At 69.6% G+C, this 25,774-nt stretch carries 18 protein-coding genes; 6 read left to right on the top strand and 12 right to left on the bottom strand.

Features of this window, described 5'->3' with window-relative positions:
* Window positions 1–255: 255 nt before the first annotated feature.
* The 5 genes from ACWFRF_RS25940 to ACWFRF_RS25960 all read right to left on the bottom strand — a co-directional run bounded on the left by ACWFRF_RS25940 (window position 256) and on the right by ACWFRF_RS25960 (window position 10,221).
* Window positions 256–3,981: a multifunctional oxoglutarate decarboxylase/oxoglutarate dehydrogenase thiamine pyrophosphate-binding subunit/dihydrolipoyllysine-residue succinyltransferase subunit gene (locus ACWFRF_RS25940; RefSeq protein ID WP_452452800.1), complete on the bottom strand. Its 3,726-nt coding sequence runs from the start codon at window positions 3,979–3,981 to the stop codon at window positions 256–258.
* Between the two features lie 174 nt (window positions 3,982–4,155).
* A complete protein-coding gene (locus tag ACWFRF_RS25945; protein WP_452452691.1) occupies window positions 4,156–7,761 on the bottom strand; it encodes an ABC transporter ATP-binding protein in 3,606 nt (1,201 codons plus the stop codon).
* Window positions 7,761–8,546 (bottom strand): ABC transporter permease, encoded by a 786-nt coding sequence (locus ACWFRF_RS25950; protein ID WP_378993440.1) that lies wholly within the window; start codon window positions 8,544–8,546, stop codon window positions 7,761–7,763. Before ACWFRF_RS25950 ends, ACWFRF_RS25945 begins: the two co-directional genes overlap by 1 nt.
* Window positions 8,543–9,505, bottom strand: coding sequence for an ATP-binding cassette domain-containing protein (locus ACWFRF_RS25955; RefSeq protein WP_452452693.1), 963 nt, complete (start codon window positions 9,503–9,505; stop codon window positions 8,543–8,545). Before ACWFRF_RS25955 ends, ACWFRF_RS25950 begins: the two co-directional genes overlap by 4 nt.
* Complete coding sequence (locus tag ACWFRF_RS25960) at window positions 9,502–10,221, bottom strand: hypothetical protein (RefSeq protein ID WP_378993442.1); 720 nt, start codon at window positions 10,219–10,221, stop codon at window positions 9,502–9,504. The genes ACWFRF_RS25955 and ACWFRF_RS25960 overlap by 4 nt, the downstream gene beginning before the upstream one ends.
* Before the next feature lie 174 nt (window positions 10,222–10,395).
* On the opposite strand from ACWFRF_RS25960, the gene ACWFRF_RS25965 reads away from it, so the two are divergent.
* Window positions 10,396–11,190 carry an enoyl-CoA hydratase/isomerase family protein gene (locus ACWFRF_RS25965; protein WP_378993443.1) on the top strand — a complete coding sequence of 265 codons (795 nt, stop codon included), beginning with the start codon at window positions 10,396–10,398 and terminating at the stop codon, window positions 11,188–11,190.
* A gap of 78 nt (window positions 11,191–11,268) precedes the next feature.
* Window positions 11,269–12,513, top strand: coding sequence for a class I adenylate-forming enzyme family protein (locus ACWFRF_RS25970; protein ID WP_452452696.1), 1,245 nt, complete (start codon window positions 11,269–11,271; stop codon window positions 12,511–12,513).
* A 10-nt stretch (window positions 12,514–12,523) separates the two neighbouring features.
* Here ACWFRF_RS25970 and ACWFRF_RS25975 read toward each other — a convergent pair whose 3' ends face one another.
* A complete protein-coding gene (locus tag ACWFRF_RS25975) occupies window positions 12,524–13,267 on the bottom strand; it encodes a tyrosine-protein phosphatase (protein ID WP_378993445.1) in 744 nt (247 codons plus the stop codon).
* A gap of 336 nt (window positions 13,268–13,603) precedes the next feature.
* On the opposite strand from ACWFRF_RS25975, the gene ACWFRF_RS25980 reads away from it, so the two are divergent.
* Both ACWFRF_RS25980 and ACWFRF_RS25985 read left to right on the top strand, forming a co-directional pair.
* Window positions 13,604–14,140, top strand: a complete 537-nt coding sequence (locus tag ACWFRF_RS25980) for a TetR family transcriptional regulator (RefSeq protein WP_378652196.1) — start codon at window positions 13,604–13,606, stop codon at window positions 14,138–14,140.
* Window positions 14,141–14,185: 45 nt separating this feature from the next.
* The gene (locus ACWFRF_RS25985; protein WP_380347183.1) at window positions 14,186–15,364 is read left to right on the top strand and encodes an amino acid deaminase/aldolase; all 1,179 of its coding nucleotides are present in this window, start codon (window positions 14,186–14,188) and stop codon (window positions 15,362–15,364) included.
* Between the two features lie 14 nt (window positions 15,365–15,378).
* Here ACWFRF_RS25985 and ACWFRF_RS25990 read toward each other — a convergent pair whose 3' ends face one another.
* Entirely contained in the window at window positions 15,379–15,999 is a 621-nt protein-coding gene (locus ACWFRF_RS25990; protein WP_378993447.1) for a phosphoribosyltransferase, read from the bottom strand.
* Between the two features lie 11 nt (window positions 16,000–16,010).
* Window positions 16,011–16,868 carry a carbon-nitrogen hydrolase family protein gene (locus tag ACWFRF_RS25995; RefSeq protein WP_452452699.1) on the bottom strand — a complete coding sequence of 286 codons (858 nt, stop codon included), beginning with the start codon at window positions 16,866–16,868 and terminating at the stop codon, window positions 16,011–16,013.
* A gap of 62 nt (window positions 16,869–16,930) precedes the next feature.
* Here ACWFRF_RS25995 and ACWFRF_RS26000 point away from each other — a divergent pair, with 62 nt between their 5' ends.
* Window positions 16,931–18,733, top strand: coding sequence for a DEAD/DEAH box helicase (locus tag ACWFRF_RS26000; RefSeq protein WP_378993449.1), 1,803 nt, complete (start codon window positions 16,931–16,933; stop codon window positions 18,731–18,733).
* Window positions 18,734–18,864: 131 nt separating this feature from the next.
* Window positions 18,865–22,659 carry an AAA domain-containing protein gene (locus ACWFRF_RS26005; RefSeq protein WP_452452802.1) on the top strand — a complete coding sequence of 1,265 codons (3,795 nt, stop codon included), beginning with the start codon at window positions 18,865–18,867 and terminating at the stop codon, window positions 22,657–22,659.
* A 1-nt stretch (window position 22,660) separates the two neighbouring features.
* Here the strand turns inward: ACWFRF_RS26005 and ACWFRF_RS26010 are convergent, their stop codons facing one another.
* The 4 genes from ACWFRF_RS26010 to ACWFRF_RS26025 are packed head-to-tail and all read right to left on the bottom strand — an operon-like array spanning window position 22,661 to window position 25,732.
* Window positions 22,661–23,365 (bottom strand): ESX secretion-associated protein EspG, encoded by a 705-nt coding sequence (locus ACWFRF_RS26010; protein WP_379313689.1) that lies wholly within the window; start codon window positions 23,363–23,365, stop codon window positions 22,661–22,663.
* Window positions 23,362–24,717: a WXG100 family type VII secretion target gene (locus ACWFRF_RS26015; RefSeq protein ID WP_452452702.1), complete on the bottom strand. Its 1,356-nt coding sequence runs from the start codon at window positions 24,715–24,717 to the stop codon at window positions 23,362–23,364. Before ACWFRF_RS26015 ends, ACWFRF_RS26010 begins: the two co-directional genes overlap by 4 nt.
* Window positions 24,710–25,108 carry a hypothetical protein gene (locus tag ACWFRF_RS26020; protein ID WP_378993453.1) on the bottom strand — a complete coding sequence of 133 codons (399 nt, stop codon included), beginning with the start codon at window positions 25,106–25,108 and terminating at the stop codon, window positions 24,710–24,712. Before ACWFRF_RS26020 ends, ACWFRF_RS26015 begins: the two co-directional genes overlap by 8 nt.
* Before the next feature lie 18 nt (window positions 25,109–25,126).
* Window positions 25,127–25,732, bottom strand: coding sequence for an alpha/beta hydrolase (locus ACWFRF_RS26025; RefSeq protein WP_452452704.1), 606 nt, complete (start codon window positions 25,730–25,732; stop codon window positions 25,127–25,129).
* Between the last annotated feature and the right edge of the window lie 42 nt (window positions 25,733–25,774).

Below are 25,774 nucleotides of genomic sequence, written 5' to 3' on the forward strand. Positions count from 1 at the left end.
GCGCTCGAGCGGGGCCCTTCGGGCCCCTGATCTTCCCTCCCTCCGGGCACTCCTTCGTCGCACCCTCCACTCAGTCCAGATCAGGGCGGGCCCCTTGGGGTAGTTCGCGCCGGACATTACCGGGGCACACTGTGGCACCGTTGCCACCCGGATAAGAGAACTCTGTGACCGATGTCTCGCCACAGTGTCCGGAAACGGCGAACGCCGGGCGGATCGCGATGATCCACCCGGCGCAGGCCGTTGTGCGAGAGGAACTTACGTGGTCGGCTCGAAAGCCTCGCCGATGATCTCGGCCTGCTCCACGGCGTGCACCTTCGACGAACCCGAGGACGGGGCCGACATGGCGCGACGCGAGATGCGGCGCAGACGGCCCAGGCGCTCGGGCAGCACCTCGGGGAGGTTGAGGCCGAAGAAGGGCCATGCGCCCTGGTTGGCCGGCTCTTCCTGGACCCAGGCGATGTCGGTCGCGTTCGGGTACTTGGCCAGCGCCTCGTTGAGGCGGTACGTCGGGATCGGGTAGAGCTGTTCGATCCGGACGATCGCCACGTCTTCGCGCTTGTGCTTGGCCTTCTCCGCAGCCAGCTCGTAGTAGAGCTTGCCCGAGGTCAGCAGGATGCGCTTGACCTTGGCGGTGTCGCCGATGCCCTGTTCGTAGGTGGGCTCGTCGAACACCGAACGGAACTTCGACTCGGTGAAGTCCTTGACGTCGGACACCACGGCCTTGTTGCGCAGCATCGACTTCGGCGTGAAGACGATCAGCGGACGACGGATCCCGTCGAGCGCGTGCCTGCGCAGCAGGTGGAAGTAGTTCGCCGGGGTGGACGGCACCGCCACGGTCATCGAGCCTTCAGCGCACAGCTGCAGGAACCGCTCGATGCGACCGGAGGTGTGGTCGGGACCCTGACCCTCGTGGCCGTGCGGCAGCAGCAGCACCACGTCGGAGAGCTGGCCCCACTTGGCCTCACCGGAGGAGATGAACTCGTCGATGATCGACTGCGCGCCGTTGACGAAGTCACCGAACTGCGCCTCCCACAACACGAGTGCGTTGGGGTTGCCCAGGGAGTAGCCGTATTCGAAACCGACGGCGGCGTACTCGCTCAGCGCCGAGTCGTGCACCGCGAACCAACCCGGCTTCTCCGAACCGATGTTGTGCAGCGGGGTGTACTCGACGGCATTGATCCGGTCGATGATCACCGAGTGACGCTGGGTGAACGTGCCGCGCCGCGAATCCTGACCGGTCAGGCGCACATCGTGGCCCTGGTCGATCAGCGAACCGAAGGCGAGCAGCTCGGCGAAGGCCCAGTCGACCTTGCCCTCGTAGGCCATCTCGCGACGCTTCTCCAGCACCGGCTTCACGCGCGGGTGCACGTTGAAACCGTCCGGAGTGTTCAGGAACGCGTCACCGATGCGCTGCAGCACCGACTTGTCGACCGCGGTGACCACGGTGGCGGGCACCTTCTGGTCGTCCTCGACGGACTCCGACGGCTCCGGAACGTACTTCTCCAGCTCGCGGACCTCGTTGAACACACGCTCCAGCTGACCCTGGTAGTCGCGCAGCGCGTCCTCGGCCTCTTTCATGGAGATGTCGCCACGGCCGATCAGCGATTCGGTGTACGCCTTACGCACCGAACGCTTGGTGTCGATGATGTCGTACATCTCCGGCTGGGTCATCGAGGGATCGTCACCCTCGTTGTGCCCGCGACGGCGGTAGCAGACGAGGTCGATGACGACGTCCTTGCGGAACTTCTGCCGGAAGTCGACCGCGAGGCGCGCGACCCAGTCGCAGGCCTCCGGGTCGTCACCGTTGACGTGGAAGATCGGCGCGCCGATGAACTTCGCGATGTCGGTGGAGTACTCGGTGGAGCGGCTGTTCTCCGGCGCCGTGGTGAAGCCGATCTGGTTGTTCACCACGATGTGGATGGTGCCGCCCACGCGGTAACCACGCAGACCCGACAGGTTCAGCGTCTCGGCCACCACGCCCTGACCGGCGAACGCGGCATCGCCGTGCAGCATCAGCGGCATCACCGAGAAGCCGTCGGGGCCGTCGCCCTTGTCGAGCAGGTCCTGCTTGGCGCGGACCAGACCCTCGAGCACGGGGTCGACCGCCTCGAGGTGCGAGGGGTTGGCGGTGAGCGAGACCTCGATCTCGTTGTCGCCGAACATCTGCAGGTACTGGCCGTGCGCACCGAGGTGGTACTTCACGTCGCCGGAGCCGTGGGTGGCCGCCGGGTTCATGTTGCCCTCGAACTCGGTGAAGATCTTCGAGTACGGCTTGCCGACGATGTTGGCCAGCACGTTGAGGCGACCGCGGTGCGGCATGCCGATGATGACCTCGTCCATGCCGTACTCGGCGCACTGGTCGATGGTGGCGTCCATCATCGGGATGACAGCCTCGGCGCCTTCGAGCGAGAAACGCTTCTGGCCGACGTACTTGGTCTGCAGGAAGGTCTCGAACGCCTCCGCGGCGTTGAGCCGGTTCAGGATGTACTTCTGCTGCGCGACAGTCGGTTTGACGTGCTTCTGCTCGACCCGCTCCTGCATCCACTTGAGCTGATCGGTCTCGAGGATGTGGGTGTACTCCACACCGACGTGGCGGCAGTACGCGTCACGCAGGATCGACAGCACATCGCGCAGCTTCATCCGCTCCTGGCCGTGGAAACCGCCCACGTCGAAGGTGCGGTCCAGGTCCCACAGGGTGAGGCCGTGCTCGGTGACGTCGAGGTCGGGGTGGCTGCGGAACTTGTCCTTGACCAGGCGCAGCGGATCGGTGTCGGCCATCAGGTGACCGCGGTTGCGGTAGGCCGCGATCATCTCGAGCACCCGCGCGCTCTTGTCGACCCCGCGCGCGCTGATGTCCTTGCGCCAGCGGATCGGCTCGTACGGCACGCCCAGGCCGTGGAAGATCTCGTCGTAGAACTCGTCGGAGATCAGCAGGTTGTGGATGGTGCGCAGGAAGTCGCCCGACTCGGCGCCCTGGATGATGCGGTGGTCGTAGGTCGAGGTCAGCGTCATCAGCTTGCCGACGCCGATATCGGCGATCCGCTCGTCGCTCATGCCCTGGAACTCGGCGGGGTACTCCATCGCACCGGCGCCGATGATCGCGCCCTGGCCCGGCATGAGGCGCGGCACCGAGTGCACGGTGCCGATGGTGCCGGGGTTGGTCAGCGAGATGGTGACGCCGGAGAAGTCGTCGTTACCGAGCTTGCCCTCGCGGGCCCGGCGCACGACGTCCTCGTAGGCCGCGTGGAACTGACCGAAGCTCATGTCTTCGGTTTCCTTGATGGCGGCCACGGCCAGCGATCGGTTGCCGTCCTTGCCCTGGAGGTCGATCGCCAGGCCCAGGTTGGTGTGGGCCGGGGTGACCGAGTTCGGCTTGCCGTCGATCTCGGCGAAGTGGCGGTTCAGGTTCGGGAACGTCTTGATCGCCTGCACGATCGCGTAACCCAGCAGGTGGGTGAACGAGATCTTGCCGCCGCGGGTGCGGGCGAGGTGGTTGTTGATCACCAGGCGGTTGTCGATCATCAGCTTGGCCGGGATCGCGCGCACCGACGTCGCGGTGGGGATCGTCAGCGAGGCCGACATGTTCTTGGCGATCGCGGCGGCGGGGCCGCGCAGCACCTTGTTCTCCGGACCGGCGGCGGCAGCCTTGGGCGCGGTGGTGGCCGGTGCGTTAGACACCGGTGCAGGTGTGGTCTGCGGTGCGCGCACCGTCTTGGCGGCCGGAGCCGGAGCGGCGGCCGGTGCCGGAGCCGGAGCGGCGGCTGGAGCCGCGGCGGGCTTGGGCGGTGCCGTCGCTACCACGGCTTTGGGAGCCGGGGTCTGCGCAGCAGCCGCCTTGGGGGCTGCGGCTGCTGAGGGAGCGGAGGAGGCGACCGGTGCCTGGCTGTTAGCGGATTCGGTGGCTTCTGGCGTGTAGTCCGCGAGAAACTCGTGCCAACTCGCGTCGACCGAGGACGGGTCCTGTTTGAACTTCTGATACATCTCGTCGACTAGCCACTGGTTCTGTCCGAACTGGGAAGTTGAGCTGCTCACAGCTGGTGTTCGCCTCATTTCGTTCTTCGCGCTGCGACGTTTGTGACGTGCCCGGCAGGGGAATCAGCGGATGGCTGCCGATGCGCCCTCACCGAGCATATGCCCAGCGGTTGACAGGCGTCGCTACCGGTCTTGGGTCGACACTATGCCCTCTGCCTCCAGCCCCGCCGCCCAGAGTCGGGAGTACCGGCCGTTACTGGCGAGTAGGTCTGACGGTGCGCCGAATTCCACGATACGGCCGTGTTCGACCACCGCGACCAGATCGGCGCGCGCCGCGGTCGCGAGTCGATGCGCGACCACCACGGTGGTCCGCCCCCGTGTCAGCGATCGGCTCGCTACCAGCACCGATGCCTCGGTTTCCGGATCGAGGGTGGAGGTGGCCTCATCGAGGAGCAGCAGGTCGGGATCGACAAGTTCGGCCCTGGCCAAGGCGATCAGCTGGCGCTGTCCGGCGGACAGCCCGCGGCCGCGTTCACCGACCGGATGATGCATTTTTCGAGGTAAACCATTGATCATTTCCGACGCACCGACGGTGTCGGCCGCGATCGCGATGTCCACCGATGTGGCAAATGTTTGCCCGAATGCAATGTTGCTCGCCACGTCGCCGGTGAACAAGTGAACTTCCTGGGGCACAATTCCCAGCCGCGTCCGGTACTCGGTGAGGACATATTTACGCAGATCCACACCGTCGACCCGGATCGCGCCCGCCGCCGGGTCGGGCGGGAGGTCGTAGAGACGGGCCAGCAGCTTCACGATCGTCGACTTGCCCGCGCCGGTCGGGCCCACCAGTGCCAGCGTCGCGCCGGGCGCAACGGTGAAGGTGACGCCGTCGAGGGCGGGGGCGCTCGCACCGGGGTAGCGGAAGTGAACGTCGTCGAAGGCGATCTCACCGCGCAGGCGATCGACAGATATCGCGTCGGGTGGGTCGGCGGCGATCGACGACGTGGTGCGCAGCAGGTCGCCGATGCGCCGGAGTCCGACCCTGGCCTGCTGGTAGCCGTCGAAGACCTGGGACAGATCCTGGATGGGACTGAACAACAGACCGAGGTAGAGCACGAACGCGACCAGCGTTCCGGTGGACGTGCGCCCGTCGGCGACGGCGTTGGCGCCCAGGTAGACCACCACGGCCAAGGCCACGTCGGCCCAGGCGAGGCCGAAGGAGAAGTAGGCCGCGATCGCGCGCTGGGCGCGGATCCTGGCATCGCGATAGCGGTGGGAGTATTCGGCGAAACGCCGCGCGGCGGCAGGCTCGTAGCGGGCGGCCTGCACGGCGCGCAGGCCCGCGATGTTCTCCTGGAATCCGGCGTTGACCACCGAGACCCGTTCGCGCGAGACGGTGTAGGCGACCGAGGACACCCGCCGGAAGGCGAGGGTTGCCAGCAGCATCGGCGCGACGGCGATCAGCACCACCACGGCCAGCCCCGCATCGATGAGGAACAGCCCGAGGGCGACGCCGATCAGGGTGATCAGCGCGACCAGCCCGGTGGCGACCCCGGTCTGCAGGAACGTCGACAGCGCGTCGACGTCGGTGGTCATCCTGGTCATGATGCGGCCGGACAGTTCACGCTCGTAGAAGTCCAGGCCGAGCCGCTGCAACTGGGCGTAACTACGCACCCGCAGACCGAACAGCACGCGCTCGCCCGTGCGCGCGGTGAGAACGGTGACCACGGCGCCGACCACCAGACCGACCAGCACCAGACCGATCCCGATCACCGCCGAGACGAGCAGCGCGGTGTCGTCGCCGGCGGTGACACCGGTGTCGATGGCATAGCGGACCAGCGGCGGGAAGGCGATCCCGACCAGCGCGTCGACGACGAGCAACAGGACGACCACACACACCAGGCCGCGGACCGGGCGCAGCAGTGCGCGCAGGCCGAAGTCGGGTTGGGGTGCGCGCAGGTCGCCGGGCAGGGCGGGGTCTTCGGTGGCCGGTGGCAATGCGTCGACCGCGGCGCGCAGCTCCGGCGTTTCGCTGAGGTCGGTCGACGCCGACGCCATGGATCGGGGTCTGCCCGCGTCGTCGCGCGGGGTGGTCGGGTCGGCAGCCGTCGGCACCACCGAACCGGTGGGTGCGGGCAACCGGATGACACGGTCGGCCTGGGCCAGCGTCGATTCGCGATGCGCCAGGATCAACGTGGTCCGCCCGCCCGGATCGGGCAGGCGACGGAAGATCTCGGCTTCGGTGACGGCGTCCACCGCGGAGGTGGCGTCGTCGAGCACCAGCACGCGGGGACGGGTGAGCAGCACCCTGGCCAGGGCGATGCGCTGGCGTTGACCGCCCGAGAGCGTCAGCCCGCGTTCGCCGATGACGGTGTCGTAGCCCTCCGGCAGTGCGGCGATGAACTCGTCCGCGGCGGCGGCCCTCGCGGCCGCCGCGATCTCCGCGTCGGTGGCGTCGGGCCTGCCGAGCGCGATGTTGGCGGCGATGGTGTCGGAGAACAGGAACGGATCGTCGAAGACGACACCGACCGCCCCGCGCAGCTCGTCGGCGCGCAGGTCGGCCAGGTCGACGCGGGTGCCGTCGGCGCCGACGAGGTTGATCCGGCCCGTATCGGGTGCGTAGAAGCGGGGGAGCAGCAGCGAGAGCGTGGACTTGCCCGAGCCCGCCGGGCCGATCACCGCCACCGTCTCGCCCGGGCGCACGGTGAGATCGAGTTCCTGCAACACCGGTTGATCCGGTTCGAAACCGAAACCGACAGCATCGAATTCGATCCCGAGTGGTCCCGGCGGCAGCTCGGTGGGGTCCGCTGGATCGACGAGTATCGGCGCCGCGTCGATCACCCCGAAGACCCGATCGACGGCGGCCTTGGTGAGCTGACCCATGATCACCACCGAGGTGATCGTGCGGGCCGAGGACGTCATGGTGGCGAGATAGGCGGTGAACGCGAGGAAGGTGCCGATGCCGATCGCGCCGTGTGCGGCGAGCACCCCGCCCACGATGATCACCGCGACCAGCCCGGCCTGGGGCAGCGCCGACACCACCGGCGCGAACCTGGCATTGATCCGCGCGGCGCGCATCCGTTCGGCGAACAGCAGCCGGCCGTGGTCTTCGAGGATGTCGACCATCCGGGATTCCTGCCCGAATCCCTTCACCACCCGGACTCCGGTCACCGTCTGTTCGACGTGTTCGGCGAGGTCGGCCGCGCGCTGCTGGGCCGACCAGGTCGCCGCGTAGAGCCGGGGCCGCATCCGCAACACGATCAATGCCATCGCGGGCGCGACCAGCAGCGCGGCCAGCGCCAGCGGCGGACTCAGCCACACCATCACCACCGCCGACAGCACGAACTGCAACACGGCCAGTCCCGACCACGGCACCATCGCCAGCAGTCCCTGCACCAGTTGCAGATCGGTGATGGAGCGCGACACCACCTGTCCGGTGCGGATCGCGTCCTGACCCGCGCCGTCGAGCCGCTGGAGGGCGGCGAGCAGCGAAATCCGCAGGCTGTGTTGCGCTTCCAGCGACAGTTTGCCCGCCCAGAGCCTGCGCGCGAACGTGACGACGAACCGGGTCACGGCCAGCCCGGCGAGTACAGCGGCGGCGCTGCCGATCACCGCGGTGTCGCCCACCTGCGCGGCGTCGACCGCGCGTTTGGTGGCCAGCGGTGCGGCGATCGCGACGGCCGCACCCGCCAGCACCGAGACCACGATGCCCGCCAGCAGCCGCGGATGTTCCAGGCACAGCCGCCAGAGCCTGCGGATCCAGCCCGACGAACCCGCGGTCGCGGGCACTACAGGTCTCGGTTGCGCAGGTCCCACCACCCCGCGGCGCCGACCGCTGCGGTCCACAGCAGCAGGACCACCAGGGCCGCCGGTGTCGGTGCGAAGACCTCGGCCTCGTCGAATGAGCCCGCGCTCACTCCGGCCACGGTGGCCGAGACGGGCAGCAGCGCGGCGAATCCGCCCGCGCCGAAACCCTTGGCCACCACCCAGATCAGCGGTTCGAGCGCGAACGCCCAGCCGAGCACCAGCCACACCGCGCCGCTGAAGGTGCGCAGCAGCAGCCCGATTCCGGCGCCGAGCACCGCCCAGCACATGGCGACCAGCAGACCGGCGGCGAGCACCTCGATCAGCTGCCAGCCGAGTGCGAATTTTCCGCGCGCCGCGACGAGCAGCACCAGGAAGCTCACCAGCTCGGCGGCCAGCGCGACAGCGAAGGCGAACGCGGCGGTGGCGAGGTATTTCACGATGGCCAACCGGTCGCGATCGGGCGCGAACAGCACGCTCAGCGCCATGGTCTTGTGCCGGTACTCACCTCCGGTGGCGGCGATGCCGAGCAGTGCGGCGACCACGAAGACCGCGATCATCCCGAGGTAGAGCCCGACCGTGGCGGCGCCGGTCGCGGGCTGACCCTTCGGATCGGCCGGCCCGGACATGATCGCGGTGATCAGCGTCCCGACCAGTGCCAGCGCGATCGGCGCGGCCAGCAGCAACCGGGTCTGCCGCAGCGCGACGATCTTGCGCGCCTCGGTGTCGATACCGGGAACGAGATCGGCGGGCAGCACGGAGGTGGTCATCGGGGCATCCCATACGAGGTCGGCGCCGGGGCGTACGCGGCGGGATTCGGCGTGGGCACGGTGTGCCGGTGACGGCGGGGTTTGGTGAGCGAGGCGAGCACCCGGTCGGGGTGGATGGGGTCGGCCACGATGCTGCCGATCCGGACCTGCGCGAGCTCCGCGACGGCACGGATGGTGGCCTCGTCCGCCTCGGCGACGGCCAGCCGGCCGTCGGGGCGCATCACCGCGTCGGTGAAGCCCCGTCCCGCCAGCGCGGTCGCCAGTGCGATGGACGGGGACGCGGCGACGACGAGCCGGTCGGGGTGGCCGCGGCGCAGCTTGGCCGGTGCGCCCTGCCAGACGGCAGTGCCTTCGCTGAGCACCACGAGTTGATCGGCGCTCGCCACCACATCGGCCAGTGCGTCCGAACTCACCAGCACGGTGCCGCCGCGGTTCACCTGGCGGCGCAGCAGCTCGTGCAGCCAGCCGCGTTCGATGCCGTTCGCACCCGCGAACAGATCGTCGAGCACCAGCAGCGGGGGATCGGCCAGCAACGCCATGGCCAAGGCCAGACGCGTCTGCTGACCCGGATGCAGCTGCGCCACCACGGTTTCGGCGACGGCGGTGAGTCCGGTCTCGTCGAGCACCGCCGCGACCCGGCGACGGGACGCGCCCGCGACCGGCGCGTAGCACCGCAGCTGCTCGCGCACGGTGCGTGCCGGATGCAGCCCACGGGGGCTCAGTACCGCCCCGACCGCGGCGGGACCGTGGCCGGGGCCCTCGATATCGCCGGTGGTCGGCTGCTGGAGTCCCAGCACCATCCGCAGCACCGTCGACTTGCCTGCCCCCGCGGGACCGACGAGCGCGGTGACCGACCCCGCCGGGACGGTGAAGTCGATCTCGTGGACCGCGCTCACCGGACCGAACTGTTTGCCGACGCCACGCACCAGCACAGCGTCACCGCCGCGGCTCCTGCTCACTTCTTGTTCACCTTGCCGGTGCCGATCGCGGGCAGCGGATCGGCGTCGATCACGTTGTGCAGCGGAGTGGGCCACATCGCCGGCGCGGGGCCGAAAGCCTTGTGCGCGTTCTCGATGGTGACCTTGCCCAGCGCCCGGTTGCCCGCGCCACCGATGGCGGCGCCGATGCCGGCGGGCAGCACTTTGCCCGCCATCAGCGCGGCGCGCTTGGTGATGAAGCGCTTCATGAACTGTTGCAGCAGTTTGCTGTTGATCCCGCCGAGGCCGGGAACCTTGCCTGCCAGCGCGCCCGCCCAGTTCTTCGACTGGGTGCTCAGCCCCTTCTGCACGATCGCCATTCCGGCGTCACCGAGCACGACCGCGAGCACCAGCGCGCGCCGGGCTTCCTTGTTCTCGGGCTCGATGCCGTGCACCGCGGCCTGGGCCAGGGTGAACAGCGCCGACGCCTCCATGAAGAACACGGTCTCGGCGCTCACGGCCCCGAGCGCGGCGATCGTGCCGACCCCGGGCACCGCCGCGGTGGCGCCGACCGCGGCGCCACTGCCGGTGACGGCGAGCAGATACTGCTTTTCGAGCCGTGTCACGATCTGGGCCGGACTCTCCCCGGGATGACGCTCACGCAGGAACTCGACATAGCGGCGTACGGCCGGCGCCTGCAGCTTCGATCCGGTGTCGAGCACATCGACCACGGCTTTTTCGATCGCGTTCTTGAACACGGCGTCGTCCTCCTCTTCGCCCCAACGAGTCGAACTGTAGGGCACTTGCGCGCCCCAGAGCTCATCATGCCAACGACCACCGACAGCCCGCGGTTCCGTGACGTGCGCGACCGATTCCGGTCGGCCGGTCCGACTGACGCTGTCGGCCGCGGGCCCGGGTTCTACGCTGACCCGATGAGTGAAAACCAGCCAACCCGACTCATCCGCGATTTCACCGAAGCCGGTGCCGAGTTCGCGACAATCACCCTCGACCACCCGCCGCTGAACCTGTTCGATCGCACACTCATCGCGTCGCTGATCGCCGATATCGCCGCGGTGCGCCGGCTGCCGCCGCGGGCATTGCTGATCAGGGCCGAGGGAAAGGTCGTCTCGGGCGGAGTCGACGTGAACATCTTCGACGGCCGAACCGTCGAGGAGGGCGCGCAGCTGTGGCGTGAGCTGTTCGAGCAGATCATCCACCCCCTGGAAGCGCTGCCGTGTCCGGTGGTGTTCGCCGCGCACGGGCTGACCCTGACCGCCGCCTTCGAGATCTCGCTGGCCTGCGACATCATCCTGGCCGCGCCGAAGGCGAAGTTCGGGCTGGTGGAGACCGTGGTGGGGCTCACGCCGTCGATGGGCGGGCCGCAGCGGCTCGCCGAGCGGGCGGGTTCGGGCCGCGCCCGCGAGTTCGTGATGACCGGCGACCTCTACCCTGCCGCGACGATGGCCGAGTGGGGCGTGGTCAACGCGGTCCACGAGGACCTGGAGACCGAGGCTCGCGCGCTGGTCACCCGTCTCGCCGACGGCCCGACACGCGCGCACGCGGCGACCAAGCAGATCATCGAGGCGTGGCGTTCCGGCGGTGTGGCACACGCTGATTCGGTGACGCCGGAGGTCTCGGGCGAGCTGTTCGCCACCGCGGACCTGCGCGGCGCGGTCCGCAGCTTTCTCGATATCGGACCGGGTAAGGCGACCTATCGCGGCGAATGAGCGCGCCGACTGCCTGACAGCGATGTGATCCACGTCATATAGTCACAGGTGCGGCTGTATCGACGTACGGAGGTCCGGATGGGTCATGGCGAGCACGAACCGGGCGCGGCCGTCTTCGAGTTCCCCGCCACCAGTGCGGCAACGCAGCTGCGGCGGGGCTCCGACGGCGTGCTGCGCTACGGCGACCTCAGCCCGGCCCTCACCGAACTGCTGGACCTGCGCGTGCACTCGTTCACGAATCGGGAGGCGGTCGTCGAGGTCGGCGGGCCGCGGCTGACCTACCGCGAACTCTGGCACAGCGCCTCGCGGATCGCGGGCGGCCTGCAGGGTCACGGCATCGGCTACGGCGATCGGGTCGCGGTGCACATGCCGACCAGCGCGCGCTGGGTGCAGGCGTTTCTCGGCGCGTTGCTCTCGGGTGCGGTGCCGGTGCTGGTGCCCGACGCCCTGCCCGCCGCGATCGCCGACCGCGTGATCGCCGACAGCAGAGCCGATTTCGTCCTCGGCCCCGACGGCCCGCTGCCCGACAGCACCGCCTACATCGATGACGGTGCGGCCCTGGATGATCCGGCGCTGATCTGCTACACCGGCACCCGTCGGTCCATGCCCGCGGGTGTGGAGCTGTCCAACGAGAACCTGCTGTCGGCGGTGTCGTCGGTGGTCGGCGCGCTCGGGCTGCCCGCCGACGGGTTGCGCAATCTGGTGTTGCTGCCGCTCGCCCATGCCAGCGGGTGCGTGGATCAGCTGCTGCCCACCTTCGCGGTGGGTGGCACAGTCGTGCTCGCGCCGGGTGCGCGCAGTCTCGCCGACGTGCTGGTGCGGGAGCGGATCGACACCGTCTCGGGGACGCCGCGGATCCTCGCCGGGCTGGTACCCGAACTCGTCGCCCGCCGTGCCGGCGCCGGTGTACGCCGGATCAGCAAGGCCTGTCACCGCTCCGAACGCGCCGCCGCGGCGGCCCCCGCCACCCTCACCGCCGCGTTGCGCGGGCTGTTCCCCGCGGCCAAGCAGTGGTCGGTCTGGGGGGCCACCGAGACCAGCGGAATCGGCCTCGTGGTCGACGACACCGAGCGTGTCGACGCCGGATCTGCCCTCGGATTCGCCTTCGGCGGCACCGAATTGGCCCTGGCCGGCCCGCAGGCAGGCACCGGCCACGGCGAATTGCTGTGTCGCGGACCGAATGTCAGCCGCCGCTACTGGAACAACCCCGACGCCTCGGCCGCCCGATTCAGCGGAAGCTGGTTCCACACGGGCGATTTCGTGAGCATCGATGCCGACGGACTGGTTCGGGTGGACCCGAGCCGTCGCGTCAGCGGGCTCTGATCCGGGCGGGTCAGAGCAGGCGCGCCCGCAGGGCATCGCGGAGGTCGCCGGTGAGGCCGACCGTGGTGAGGTAGGTCTCGATGTCGCCGTGGGTCTCGCGGACGCTGGCGTCGGCGGTGCGCAGGTATTCCTCGCGGACGCCGAGCAGGTCGTCGGAGAGCGCGTCGCCGTTGCCGATCTTCGGCTCCAGCAGCCTGCGCAGCGGTTCGACCGCCGCGTTGCTGGCCAGGAAGTCGGTGTACACGTCCTCCTCGGTAACGCCGACCGCGCGCAACAGCGTGGCCACGGCCCAGCCGGTGCGGTCTTTGCCCGCCGCGCAGTGCACCAGCACCGCGCCGTCGCCACGCACGACCGAGCCGGCCAGCTCGGCGATCGCGGTGTGCGCCTCGGGCAGCGTCGGGAAGGCGCGGTAGACCTCGATCATGTGCGCGAACGCCGAGACGGTCTTCGCCTCGTGCGGCGGCGCCTCTTCCATCCGCGAATCGAACGGCGTCACGTGCAGCCGTACGTCGCCGGGCAGGGTGTCGTGGCCGATGTGGTCGATCTCCACGATGCCGCGCAGATCGTGCACATCGGTGACCCGCAATTCACGCAGGGTGTCGTGCCCCTTGTCGTCGAGACCGCTCAGCTGGGCCGACCGCAGCAGGACGCCGGGGCGAACGGTGGTGCCGTCGGCGGTGCGCAGGCCGCCCACATCGCGGAAATTGAAGGTGCCGCTGAGAGCGAACTGGTCGGCAGGAGGCGAAAGAGTCACCTGACCAGGTTATCGGCGACTCCGTCGCCGCCGCGCCGAGTTCGCGGATCGGTCACCGGATGTGTTGCGTCCGTTCCGGTGGGTGCCACTGTGCCGTCGCACACACCTCCGGAGCGTCGTCGCTCACACCCACGGAGCTGACCAGGGCCTACTTGTACAATCGACCAGGTGCGCGGATTCCGGCGCGGGGGTGTCGGATATCCAGGAATGCGACAAATTGAGGCCGTATGGTCGGTTTTACAAAAGGTCGCATTCGGATAACAAAACAATCTTTCAGTCTGAAAAGGATGGCTGAACCAGTTCGTGAATCCTGAAAACCTTCTAAGATCGAGCTCGGTGACCACCAAGCTCGCATCGCCGCGGGCAGCGATATTTGTTGCCGAGGAGTCGTCGTTGAGCGCCAGCCGTGAACTAACTGAAATTTCGCTACGGCCCGCCGTATGTGATGCCGTCGAACAAGCCGCCGCCAGTTCGGACGCTACCGGCGTTCGGGCGCTGCGGGTGTTCTTACATGCCGGGCTCAGCACCTACTGGCCGTTGGTGAAGGCCGCGCCAGCCCGGCGAATCGCCGCCTATGAAGCCGCGTTGCAGACCTTGCGTCTGCGGTGGGCGCCCACCGGTGACACCATCGGCGACCCGACCGCCGTCGCGATGTTCCGCGAGATGGACGACGAGGCCGCCGACTTCCTCGGGATGTGTGCGCGCCTGTCCGGCACGCAGTGGCTGGAGCCGGTCGACTCGGTGGCGGGCTACCTCGTGTCGGTGTTCCACGGCGCGGTGCTGCGCTGGCTGGCCGACGGCAACGACGAGACGATCCTCGTGGTGATCGACGACCTGGTCGGCTGCCTGACGCTGAAGGCGGTCGAAAGCTGACGCGCAATGCTGGACGACTGACCAAATAGGTGGTTCAGTAGTCGTGTGACACCGACGACATCGCTGCATCATCTGCACGCGGCGACCGCGGAGCTCGACCCGCCGCTGGCCGCCGTCGACCTGACCGCGCTCGACCGCAACGCCGCCGACCTGGTCCGGCGCGCGAACGGCATCGCGGTGCGGGTGGCGAGTAAATCCGTGCGCTGCCGGGCGGTGCTCGAGCGTGTACTCGGCGACGGACTGACCGCCCGCGACGGCTTCGCCGGGATCATGGCGTACTCGCTGCGTGAGGCCATCTGGCTGGTCCGCCTCGGCGCCCGCGACGTGCTGCTCGGGTACCCGGTTCTCGACCGTGCCGCGCTGGCCGAACTGGCTGCCGCCCCGGCCCTGCTCGAGGCGATCACGCTGATGATCGACGATGTCGCCCAGCTCGAACTCACCCGGGCCGCGCTCGGCACCGACTTGGTCCACCCCCGCGTCTGCCTCGACGTCGACGCGGCTTTGCGGATCGGCCCCCTGCACCTGGGTGCCCGGCGCTCGCCCGTGCGCAGCCCCGAGGACGCCGCCGCGCTGGCCGCCGAGGCGCTGCGGCGCGGGTTCGCTGTGGTCGGTGTGATGACCTACGAGTCGCAGATCGCCGGACTGCCCGACAGCAACCCCGCGGTGCGCGTGGTGAAACGCCTGTCCGCACTCGAAATCGGGCGCCGCCGTACCCGGGTGGTCGATGCTGTCCGGGCGGTGACGGGCCCGCTGGAGATCGTCAACAGCGGTGGCACCGGTTCGATCGAAGTCTCGATCACCGATCCCGATGTCACCGAGGTGACCGCCGGTTCCGGCCTCTACGTGCCGACCCTGTTCGACCACTACCGCTCGTTCACGCCCCGCCCCGCGCTGTTCTTCGCCACCCCGGTCCTGCGCAAACCCGCACCGACCATCGCGACCGTCTTCGCGGGCGGCTACATCGCGTCGGGCCCCGCGGGTCCGAGCCGCGTCCCGGTCCCCGTGTGGCCCGCCGGGCTGAAGCTGCTCGGCTCCGAAGGCGCGGGCGAAGTCCAGACGCCGCTGGCCGGTGGCGCCGAACTCGAGATCGGTGATCGTGTCTGGTTCCGCCATGCCAAGGCGGGCGAACTGTGCGAACGCTTCGCCGAGCTCCATCTGGTCGACGAGGCGGGCACCCGCACGACGGTTCCCACCTACCGCGGCGAAGGTCAGTGCTTCGGCTGAGGTCGACAGGCGTCTCAGCGCAGGAGCGCGATCACCTCGTCATCGTCGAGCTGGTGAAAGTCGCTGTACGCCATGCCGACTCCACCCAGGTCGGTGGGCGTCCACAGACAGACGAGCTCATCACATTCGCGCTCGACCCGCCGTGCCGCCTCGGGCGCGGACACCGGCACGGCCACCACCAGCAGATCCGGCCGCTGCGCCCGCGCCACCCGGCACGCGGCCACCATCGTGGCCCCGGTCGCGATCCCGTCATCGACGATCACCACCGTGCGCCGCGCCAGGGGAATCGAGTCGCCGACCCGCAGGACCGCCTGCCGACGGCGTAGTTCGGCCCGCTCGGCCAGTTCCACCTCGTCGAACGCCTCGGCGCTCACCCGGCTGTGGTCGACGACGTCACGATTGAGGACCAGCAGTCCGCTCTCCCCGAGCGCCCCCATCGCCAGCTCCGGCTGCGACGGCAGCCCCAGCTTGCGGACCAGCAGGACATCGAGTTCCCCGCCGATCGCCGCGCTCACCGCCGCCGCCACCGGCACACCCCCGCGAGGCAACCCGAGCACCAGTGGACGGGTGGTCCGCAGGTGTTCGAGGGCCGTGCCGAGAGCGCGGCCCGCCGCTGCCCGATCGGGGTACACCATCGCCTCGAACGCTACTCCGCTCCGGACGCCTCGGAAACGGTGAACCGTCGCAGCGACAGGCTGGGATTGGCGGTGCGCACCCTGGCCAGATGCGCCGTGTCGACCGTTGCCGAGGCCACGCCCGGTTCATCGCCCAGTTCGGCCAGCACCGTGCCCGCCGGGTCGATGATCATCGACGAACCCGCGCCGCGTGGCGCGCACTGATCGGCCGCGGCCACGTACACCGTGTTCTCGATGGCGCGTGCCCGCAGCAGCGTCGTCCACTGGTCGACCTTGGCCGGTCCCGGAATCCACTGCGCGGGCAGCAGCAACACGTGTGCGCCCGCCGCCGCGACACGCCGACACCCTTCCGGAAATCGCAGATCGAAACAGGTCTGCATGCCGAATACCACACCGTCGACAGCGAAAGTCGCAGGCGCGACGAGCGGCCCCGCTGCCACCACATCCGATTCCAGATGACCGAACGCGTCATACAGATGCACCTTGCGATACACCGCGACGCGCGCGCCGTCGGGCCCGTGCGCGACGAGGGTATTACTGATCCGGGTCGCCCCCGGTGACGGCAACTCCACCACACCGGCAACCAGGAATACGCCGAATTCGGCGGCGAGCGCCGCGAGTCCACTGGTGAACGGACCGTCGAGCGGTTGCGCGATCGCCACCACCCGCTCATCGAGCCGAGTCACAGCGAACATCGAGTATTCGGGCGCGAGCACCACGCGCGCACCCGCTGCGGCCGCCGTCCGCACGTGTTCTCGCAGGGTCGACAGATTGTTTTCGGGATCGGTTCCGGGGGCGAATTGGACCACCGCGATCCCTACTGTCACCGGCTGAAGTTCCTGATGTGCTGACCCGTCGCGCAGTTGCATAGGTCTCACCGTATTCACCTGGTGGTTGGGGCAGCTACCGCCAGGCAGTAAACTCGTGGTCAATGAGTACAAATGAGGTCGACAGCGTTCCTGCCGACAACGACAGGAACGACACCGGCCCGACTTTCGCCGATCTCGGGATCGATGACCGCGTGCTGCGGGCCATCGCCGATGTGGGCTACGAGTCGCCGTCCCCGATTCAGGCGGCGACGATTCCCCCGCTGCTCTCCGGCGCCGACGTGGTGGGCCTCGCGCAGACCGGCACCGGCAAAACCGCGGCATTCGCGATCCCGATCCTGATGAACCTGGACACCGCGCAGCGCAAGCCGAGCGCCCTGGTGCTCGCGCCGACTCGTGAGCTCGCGATCCAGGTCGCCGAGGCGTTCGGCAAATACTCCTCGCACATCCCGGGTCTGCACGTGCTGCCGATCTACGGCGGGCAGAGCTACGGCGTGCAACTGTCGGGTCTGCGCCGTGGCGCGCACGTCGTGGTCGGTACGCCCGGCCGCGTGATCGATCACCTGGAGAAGGGCACGCTGGACCTCTCGCAGCTGCGCTACCTGGTGCTCGACGAGGCCGACGAGATGCTCAAGATGGGCTTCCAGGAAGACGTCGAGCGCATCCTGCGTGACACCCCCAAGGACAAGCAGGTCGCGCTGTTCTCGGCCACCATGCCGGGTGTGATCCGCAAGATCTCCAAGCAGTACCTCAACGATCCGGTCGAGATCACGGTCAAGTCCACGACGCAGACCAGCTCCAACATCACCCAGCGCTATGTGCAGGTGTCGCATCAGCGCAAGCTCGATGCCCTCACTCGCGTGCTCGAGGTCGAAACCTTCGAGGCGATGATCATCTTCGTGCGCACCAAGCAGGCCACCGAAGAGCTGGCCGAGAAGCTGCGCTCGCGTGGTTTCTCCGCCGCCGCGATCAACGGTGACATCGCGCAGAACCAGCGTGAACGCACCATCGGCCAGCTGAAGGCGGGTGGCATCGATATCCTGGTCGCCACCGATGTCGCCGCGCGTGGTCTCGACGTGGACCGCATCTCCCATGTCGTCAACTACGACATCCCGCACGACACCGAGTCCTACGTGCACCGCATCGGCCGCACCGGCCGGGCCGGCCGTTCGGGCGAGGCGCTGCTGTTCGTGGCCCCGCGCGAGCGTCACCTGCTCAAGTCGATCGAGCGGGCCACCAAGAGCGCGCTCACCGAGATGCAGTTGCCGAGCGTCGACGACGTGAACGCCACGCGTGCCTCCAAGTTCGGTGACTCGATCACCGAGAACCTGGCCTCGGACAACATCGCGCTGTTCCGCAAGCTGATCGAGGACTACGAGGCCGAGCACAACACCCCGCTCGCCGACATCGCCGCGGCACTGGCCGTGGGCGGCTACGACGGCGACAACTTCTTCATGTCGCCCGAGCCGGAGCCCGCCCCGCGCCGCGAGCGTGACTACGACCGCGACCGTGAGCGCGCACCGCGCCGCTACGACGACGAGGACCGCGCCCCGCGTCCGCCGTCGTTCAACCGGGAGAACGGCGAAGAACTCGCCACCTACCGGATCAGCGTCGGCAAGCGGCACCGCGTGGTGCCCGGCGCGATCGTCGGCGCCATCGCCAACGAGGGCGGCCTGCGTCGCAGCGACTTCGGTCACATCAGCATCCGGCCCGACTACAGCCTCGTCGAGCTGCCTGCCAACCTGCCCAACGAAACGCTGGAAGCCTTGCGGCGCACCAGGATCAGCGGTGTGCTGATCCAGCTGACGCCCGACCAGGGCGCACCGGCGCAGCGTTTGAACGCTCGCGGCCCGCGCCGCGACCGCGAGGCACGTCCGCGCACCGAACGGCGTAAGCCGCGCACCTAGTCCGCTCGTGCGCACCAGGGCCGAGGTCAGGCGCGTTCGTCCTGTCCGTGGGTAGTGCCCTGGTCGCTCGCAGCGCTGGTTAAGGTGATGGGCGTCGGGTGTGCGTGAACACAGGAGGGCCGCGCTTGTTCGTGTCCGGTGATCGGGTGGTCGGTGCCGTCGGCGATCTCGCGCGCGCGGCGAACTGTGAGTTCGCGGTGTTGCGCGGAATCGACGCCGCTCTCGGCAATCTGCCCGGGGTTCCCGACACGACAGCCCCGCTGGTGCGCACGGCCGAACCGTCCGCCGAACTGGTCGCCCACTTCGGTGACAGGCTGGTCCGGATCCCGTCGCCCGAGGTGCTCGGTGGCGACGCGACGGCCCGGATCGCGGCGCTGACCGCCGCCGCGGAGCACACCGCGCGAGCGCTGAGTTCCGGCGCCGAGGCGATCTACGGCGCGGTGTTCTTCGACGGTCGATTCGCCTGTGGTGCCGACCTTCTGGTCCGTGGTCGCGCTGGTTACACCGTGCACAGCGCGCTCGGTGAGTATTCGGTCGGCGTTCCCGGCGCGCCGCATCGTGGCGACGGTCGCGGGAACGCGCCGTCGGCGTGGTCGCACGTCGAGGACGCTGCGGTGTCGCCAGGTCCGACGGGAACGCCTCTGCCGGCACGCGATTCGGCATCGGCGGACGAGGAATTCAGTAGTTTCGCCGGCGCGGTATCTCCTGCCGACAGCAGGGTGCTGCGACGCGAATTGGCCGCGGGCCGGACGCCTTTCGAGCGCGTCGCGGCGTCGGTGCAGGCGATCAAGGTCGATCCGGCTCGTGAATTGCTGAGTGCGCGCCTGGAATTCGCGGCGTGCGCGCAGGCACTCGCCGACGCGGGGATCGGAGTCGATCCCTGCGCGTATCTGTGGACCGCCGAGGGTGTGCGGCGCGAAGTGAGCGCGGAACTGGCGCCGGTGTATTCGGCGCGGCGGGCTCGCGTGGAGCACATCATCGAGGACAAGCTGGCTGAATTGCTGCCGGTCCAGTGGGGTGACCCGCGCTATCTGGCCTGCGGGCGGTGCCCGAGCTGCCGTGCCGCAGCGGCGAATGCGCGAGACCTGCTGCTGGTCGCGGGGATCCGACCCACCCAGCGGGCCAGGCTGCGTGAGGCCGGCGTGCTCACGATCGATCGTCTCGCCACCACCGGCACGCCTGTCCCAGGACTGGCTCCGCGCACGCTGGCGGCCCTGCGTAAACAAGCCGATATCCAGCTCGTCCGCGAACGCACCGGCCGCCCGGCCTTCACCCTGCGCGACGCCACCGCGCTCGGGGCCCTGCCCGCACCGCGCCCCGGCGACCTCGCCCTGGTCATCGACCTGGACCGGCACGGCGCCATGACCGGCCTCGAACTCGCCGACGCCACCACCATCGTCTTCCGGCCGGTCGTTGCCGGTGTGGAGCAGCCGAACAGCGTCGGTTACCGGCCGCGTATGCCCGTCGGTCCGATGGACACCAACGCCGTGGTCTTCGGGCCCGGCGGCGTCGAACCCGCGAACGCGGCGGGCTACCCCAGCGCCGATCCGGCCGAAGCGGACACCATCTCGTTCGGGCGCATAGTCATCGGTGACGATGCGGCCATCGGCGACGACCCGGCGGATCCGCTTGCCGCCGAGCCGCGCCAGACCGGTGTCGACGCGGTGCCGCGCAGCCCTCTCGGCCTCGAACACGCGGGCCCGTCGACGCAGGACGGGGGAGTGCTCGAGGAACTGCTGGAGATCATCGCCGAGCATCGGGCGGCGGATCCGGATGTGCGCGTGTACCACTACGGTTCGGATATTCGCACGGCACTGCTCGATGGGGCGGGCAGGCTCGGCACCGGTGCCGATCTGCTGGACGAGCTGTTGGCCGAGGGCGCGCTGGTCGACCTGGCGCCGATCGTGCGCACGGCGCTGCTGATCGGCGAACAGTCCTATGACGCAACGGGACTCGCCGCGCTGCTGCCGGATACGCCGGGTCGGGCGGCGACGGTTCTGGGCATCCGCGACTGGCTGCTCGACCGCGCGGCCGACGCGGGAATCGCGGTGCCGGGCACCCGGTTCGCCGTGGCGGAATCCGACGTGCCGCCCTCGCTGCACCCCGGCTCGCTGGAAGCGGCGCTGAGCGAGTTCGCCGCGGACGCGCAGGGGGATTCGGCGCGCGCTGCCGCCCTGACGGCCGCGGTCCTGGGCTATCACCGGCGTGAACGGCAGCCGCGCTGGTGGGCCCACATCGATCGGCTCGGCCATCCGGTCGGCGACTGGGCCGACGCACCGGGTGTGCTCGTCGTCGAATGGGGCACCGTCGACACCAAATGGCATCGCACGCCGCAACTTCCGACGATGCGCCGCTACCTGACGCTCACCGGCAGGTTGGGCACGGGCGCGACGCTCACCCCGGGCACCCAGATGGTCACCATCTACGATGGTGCCGCCGCGGCGGGCATGACCCAGACGCTCGGCCGCCGCGCCACCGCCACCGCCACCGTGCTCGGGTGCGCCGTCGACCCTAATTTCGACGACACCGTCCGGCTGGAAGAACTGCTCCCGGCAGGCTGCCCGCCCTACGACGACCTGCCCGCCGCCATCGCTCCCGGCCCGCCCGACGGGGAGGCCGAGATCGAGGCCGCACTGGAGCACACCGCTCAGGATCTGCTGATGAGCCTGCCGTGGGTGCCGGAGAACGCGGTCTACGATGTGCTGCTGCGTCGCGCGCCCCGGCTGCGCGACGGGATGGCGCTGCCGCAGCCCCACGACGATCTCGGCGCCGTCCTCGCCCACGCGGTCGGCGCACTGGACGCCTCGTACCTGGCCGTGCACGGGCCGCCCGGTACCGGCAAGACCGGCATCACCGGGCGTGCGCTCGAGCGGCTCGTCACCCGCCACAAATGGCGGATCGGGGTGGTGGCGCAGTCGCACGCGGTGATCGAGCGGATCTTCGACGCGGTCGTGGAAGCGGGCCTGCTGCCCGAACTCGTGGCGAAGAAGGACGTCGCCTCGGTCGGTCCGGATTGGTCGGCGATCGATGCCGCCCGGTACCCGCGCTTTCTGGACAATGCTGTCAACGGGTGCGTGATCGGTGGTACCACGGCGGATTTCGTCGACGAACGACTGATCGCACCCGGCGCGCTCGACCTGCTGGTGATCGCCGACGCGGGCGAATGCTCACTGGCCGACACCGTCGCGGTCGCGGTGAGCGCGCGCAACCTGCTGCTGATCGGCGATCCGGTCCCGGCCAGGGCGCAGGCGAAACATCCGGAGCCCGTGCAGGTCTCGGCCCTGGAATGGCTGTGTGCAGGCGCGGGGACCCTGCCCGTCGAACGCGGCTACTTCCTCGACCGGACCTGGCGCATGCACCCCGCGATCTGCGAGCCCGTGTCGGCTTGCTGCTACGACGGCCGGCTGCGCGCGGACGAGGCCATCACGCTGACAAGGGATCTGGCGGGGATCGCGCCCGGGGTGAGCACGGTGCTCGTCGAGCACCGCGGCAGTGCCACCGAATCCGATGCCGAGGCACGCGAAGTGGTGCGCCAGGTCCGGATCCTGCTCGGCGAGACGTGGACCTCCGACGGCGGAACCCGCAAACTCCACCCGCACGACATCTTCGTGGTCGCGCCGTACGCCGCCCAGGTGGCGCGGATCCGGACGCTGCTGGCCCGCGCCAAGATCGAAGACGTGCTGGTGGGTACTCCGGATCGCTTCCGTGGCCGGGAAGCCGCGGTGGTCCTGTTGTCGATGACCACGTCGACCCCCGCCGACGCGCCCTTCGGGATGCGGCCGCTGTTGTCGCGCACCGTCATCCATGCCACGCTGTGCCGGGCTATGTGGAAGGCGATCGTCATCCGCTCACCCCTGCTCACCGAGTACCTCCCGGATACCGCCGAAGAACTCGCGGACCTCGCCGGTTTTCTCCAGCTCGGCTGATTCAGACGCTGCGGAGTAGGCGGCGTAGCCATTCGACGGCGGTGTCGGGGGTGGCGGGGGTGATGTCGATGTGGCGGCTGGCGTGGACCAGGTAGCGGCCGTCGCCGGTGAGGTCGATCCACGACAGCACGCCCGAGGGCTTGGGGTCGGTGCCTGCCGCGACGAGGATCTGGCCGATGCCAGTGCGGGGGCGCTGGAGGAGCCGGCGTATGCGCGCCGCGTCGGACGGGCCGGCGACGGGGGCGGTCACCAGGTCTCGGCTGTCCTCCTCGACCCGGGTCGCCGGTGCCGTGATGCGCGGGGTGAGGCCGGGGCGTTGGGCGGGGAGCCGGGAGAACACCTGGGCGGCAAGACGTTTCGTACTACCGACCTGCACGTGCACCGAACCGCCACGGTCGGCAGCGCTACCGGGATCCTGCACCGCGAGAACCGCGACATCCGCGGTGACCGCGCCGAGCATCCGCACCGGCGCGGGCGCGTGGCCACAGACCTCGACCCGGATCTCCGGTTTCGCCAGCACCCGCAGGGCGGCCGCGAGGTCGGCGTCGAGGGTGCGAGCGCACCAGGCGTCGAGCGCGGGTTGCTGGGCTGCCCGCTCGACGGTGTCGCGTGCGGACGCACGGACGGCGAGCGGATAGGGGATCCGGTCGCCGTCGGTGCGCGCCCAGCCCAGCGCGAACTGGTCCGGGGTGAAGTGCCAGTTCACTCCCGTTCGGTCCACTCACCGAGCACGGCGGGACTGGTCGGCTCCATCTTCCCGATCAGCGCGTTCACTTCGTCGGCGGGCTCGAGGTAGGTCGGCTCCTCCTCGAGGAACCGCAAGAACTCGTCTTCCTCGTCCTCGAGCTCCTCGGCCACCTGGGCGGGACGCGGACCACCGGAGGGCCGCGTCTGATCCGCGGCGGCGATCGCCCCACCCATCATTCCGCCGATCGCGCCCGCGCCCATCCCGGTGGCGGCTTCGCCACCGGACACCGAGGGATCGCGCTCCTGCCTGCCCTCGCTCGCTGCCTCCGTGGCCGTATCGCTTGCCGTCGCGTTGCCGGCGGCCGCGGTGTTCGCCGAGTGGGTCTCGTCGTTCGATTCGCCGGTGGGCGGTGTCGCGCCGGCGGGTACGGACGTAGTCGAGGTTCCCGCGCGACGGGTTCGGGCACTGACGGACAGCGTGCCGGGGAAGGCCGTGGTCGAGGCCGGGGTGGTGGTGCTCGCCCTGCTGGCGTTGGCAGGCGGCTGGTTCGGGGCTGTTGTCGCGGCAGGGGCGATAGTCGCCGGAGCCGTCCCGTTCGCGACCACGCCCGGGGTCGCGGCGGTCCCGTTGGTCGGGAGCGCGCCGTTGCCGGTGGAGAGGGTGCCCGCTGTTCCGGCGACCGGCGCGGATGCGGCGGGCATCGTGGCGGCGGTGACGGTCGCCGGTGTCGTCGCCGACGAGACGACGGCGCTCGCCTGCGGAATTCCGGCCGGGGGAGCGGCACCCGACAGCGTCGCAGCGGCGGTGACAGTTCCTGTCTCCGTGGCGATTCCGGTGAAGGCGGGTACCCCGGACCCGGTCGGCAGGAAGGCTCCGGCGTAGATCGTCTCCATCGCCTGCACCGCGTCGAGGCGGGCGTTCTCGGCCTCGCGGGTGATGGTGGCGTTGTTCGCGGCCTGCTCGGAGTCCAGGAGCGCGGCCGCCGGATCGGGCTGTGCCCCCTCGGGTTCCGCGACCGCGGAGCGCAGGGACTCGGCGGCGTCACCGGCTTGGCTGAGCCGGACGCCGACCGCGGTCAAGACATCGGCGATGCGCCGACCGGCCTGCTCGAAGTCGCGTACCGCGTCGGCGGCCTGCTGGGCCGCCGCGCCGCGCCAGCCGTCGGCGATGGCGGCACGGATCTCACCGTGTGCGATCTCGACGCCGTCGCCGAGGCCCGTGGCGGTGGTGAGGAACGTCTCGCCCGCGCCTGCCAGTGCGGCTGGATCGAGTTGCCTTACCGCACTGTGAATGTCGGCATGGGACAGGTTGTCGAAGACTTCGACGACGGAAACGTAGTCCACATCGGTACGGCCGGAAATGCTACGCATCGCCATCACCGGGAACCTCGATCGCGGCGACCGCGCCCGCCAGTGCCTGATCGGCCTCGCGGAAGTTCGCCCCGGCGGCGCGGAACACGGCGGCCAGGTCGCGCGCGGTGCTCGCGTAGGCGCGCAGTTCGTCGAGTGCCTCGGTGGCCTTGGACTCGAAACCGGTGCGCAGGGCGCCGCCCGAGGGGAGACCGCCGAAACCGGGGATGACAGCGGTCGCGCTGAGCGCCCGCACCTGGGCCTCGACCTCATCGGCCAGCCGTTCGTAGCGCAGCGCGCAGCGCTCGGGCGCGCCGTCGGCGACGAGCACCCCGTCGATCCACAACCCGCCCTCGTCGACGGCTTGGCCGAGAGCCGCCGTGTTCGGCAGCCCCGTTCGATTCGGTTGCACCGGTTCCCCCTTCGTCGTTCATCGCACCGCGGTGAGTACCCACTCCGCGATATCGGCCGCCACGCGGTGCTGCACCGGTTCGTGCAACAGGTCGTGTCCGGCGTCGGCGTACTCGCGCAAATCTACCGATCGGTGCCGTGCTGTCCATAGCCGGATTACATCGACGGGTGCGCGCCGGTCGTCCACGCCGTGCACCGCGAGCAGCGCGAGACCGGGCTCCGGCGCGATGTCGGCGACGCGGCGCGGAGTGCCACACAGGATGAGTCCGGCCAGTTCAGCGGAGTTTTCGTGGGCGAGGTGCACGGCGGTCACGGCGCCGAGGGAGTGCCCCATCAACACCGGCGGCTCCGGGTGATCGGCGCGGACGAGTTCGAGAAATCCCCGCGCGTCGGCGGTCAGCTCGTCGATGGTGCCCGGCGCGTCGGGATCGCCCTCGCTCAGTCCCTGCCCCGAGGTGTCGAGGGCCCACAGCTCGATCCCGGCGGGACGCAACGCCGCGGCGAAGCGGTGATAGTGCCCGCTGTGCTGACCGGTACCCGGCAGCAGCGCCAGCCTCGCCGCCGGTCGGTCGACGGACCAGCACCGGCAGTGCAATCGTCCACGCTCGCTGTCGAAATAGGGCACCTGTCGATTATCGCTGTTCGGCCGATCGAATTGTTCTGGGAG

Source organism: Nocardia sp. NPDC055165 (assembly GCF_053606985.1).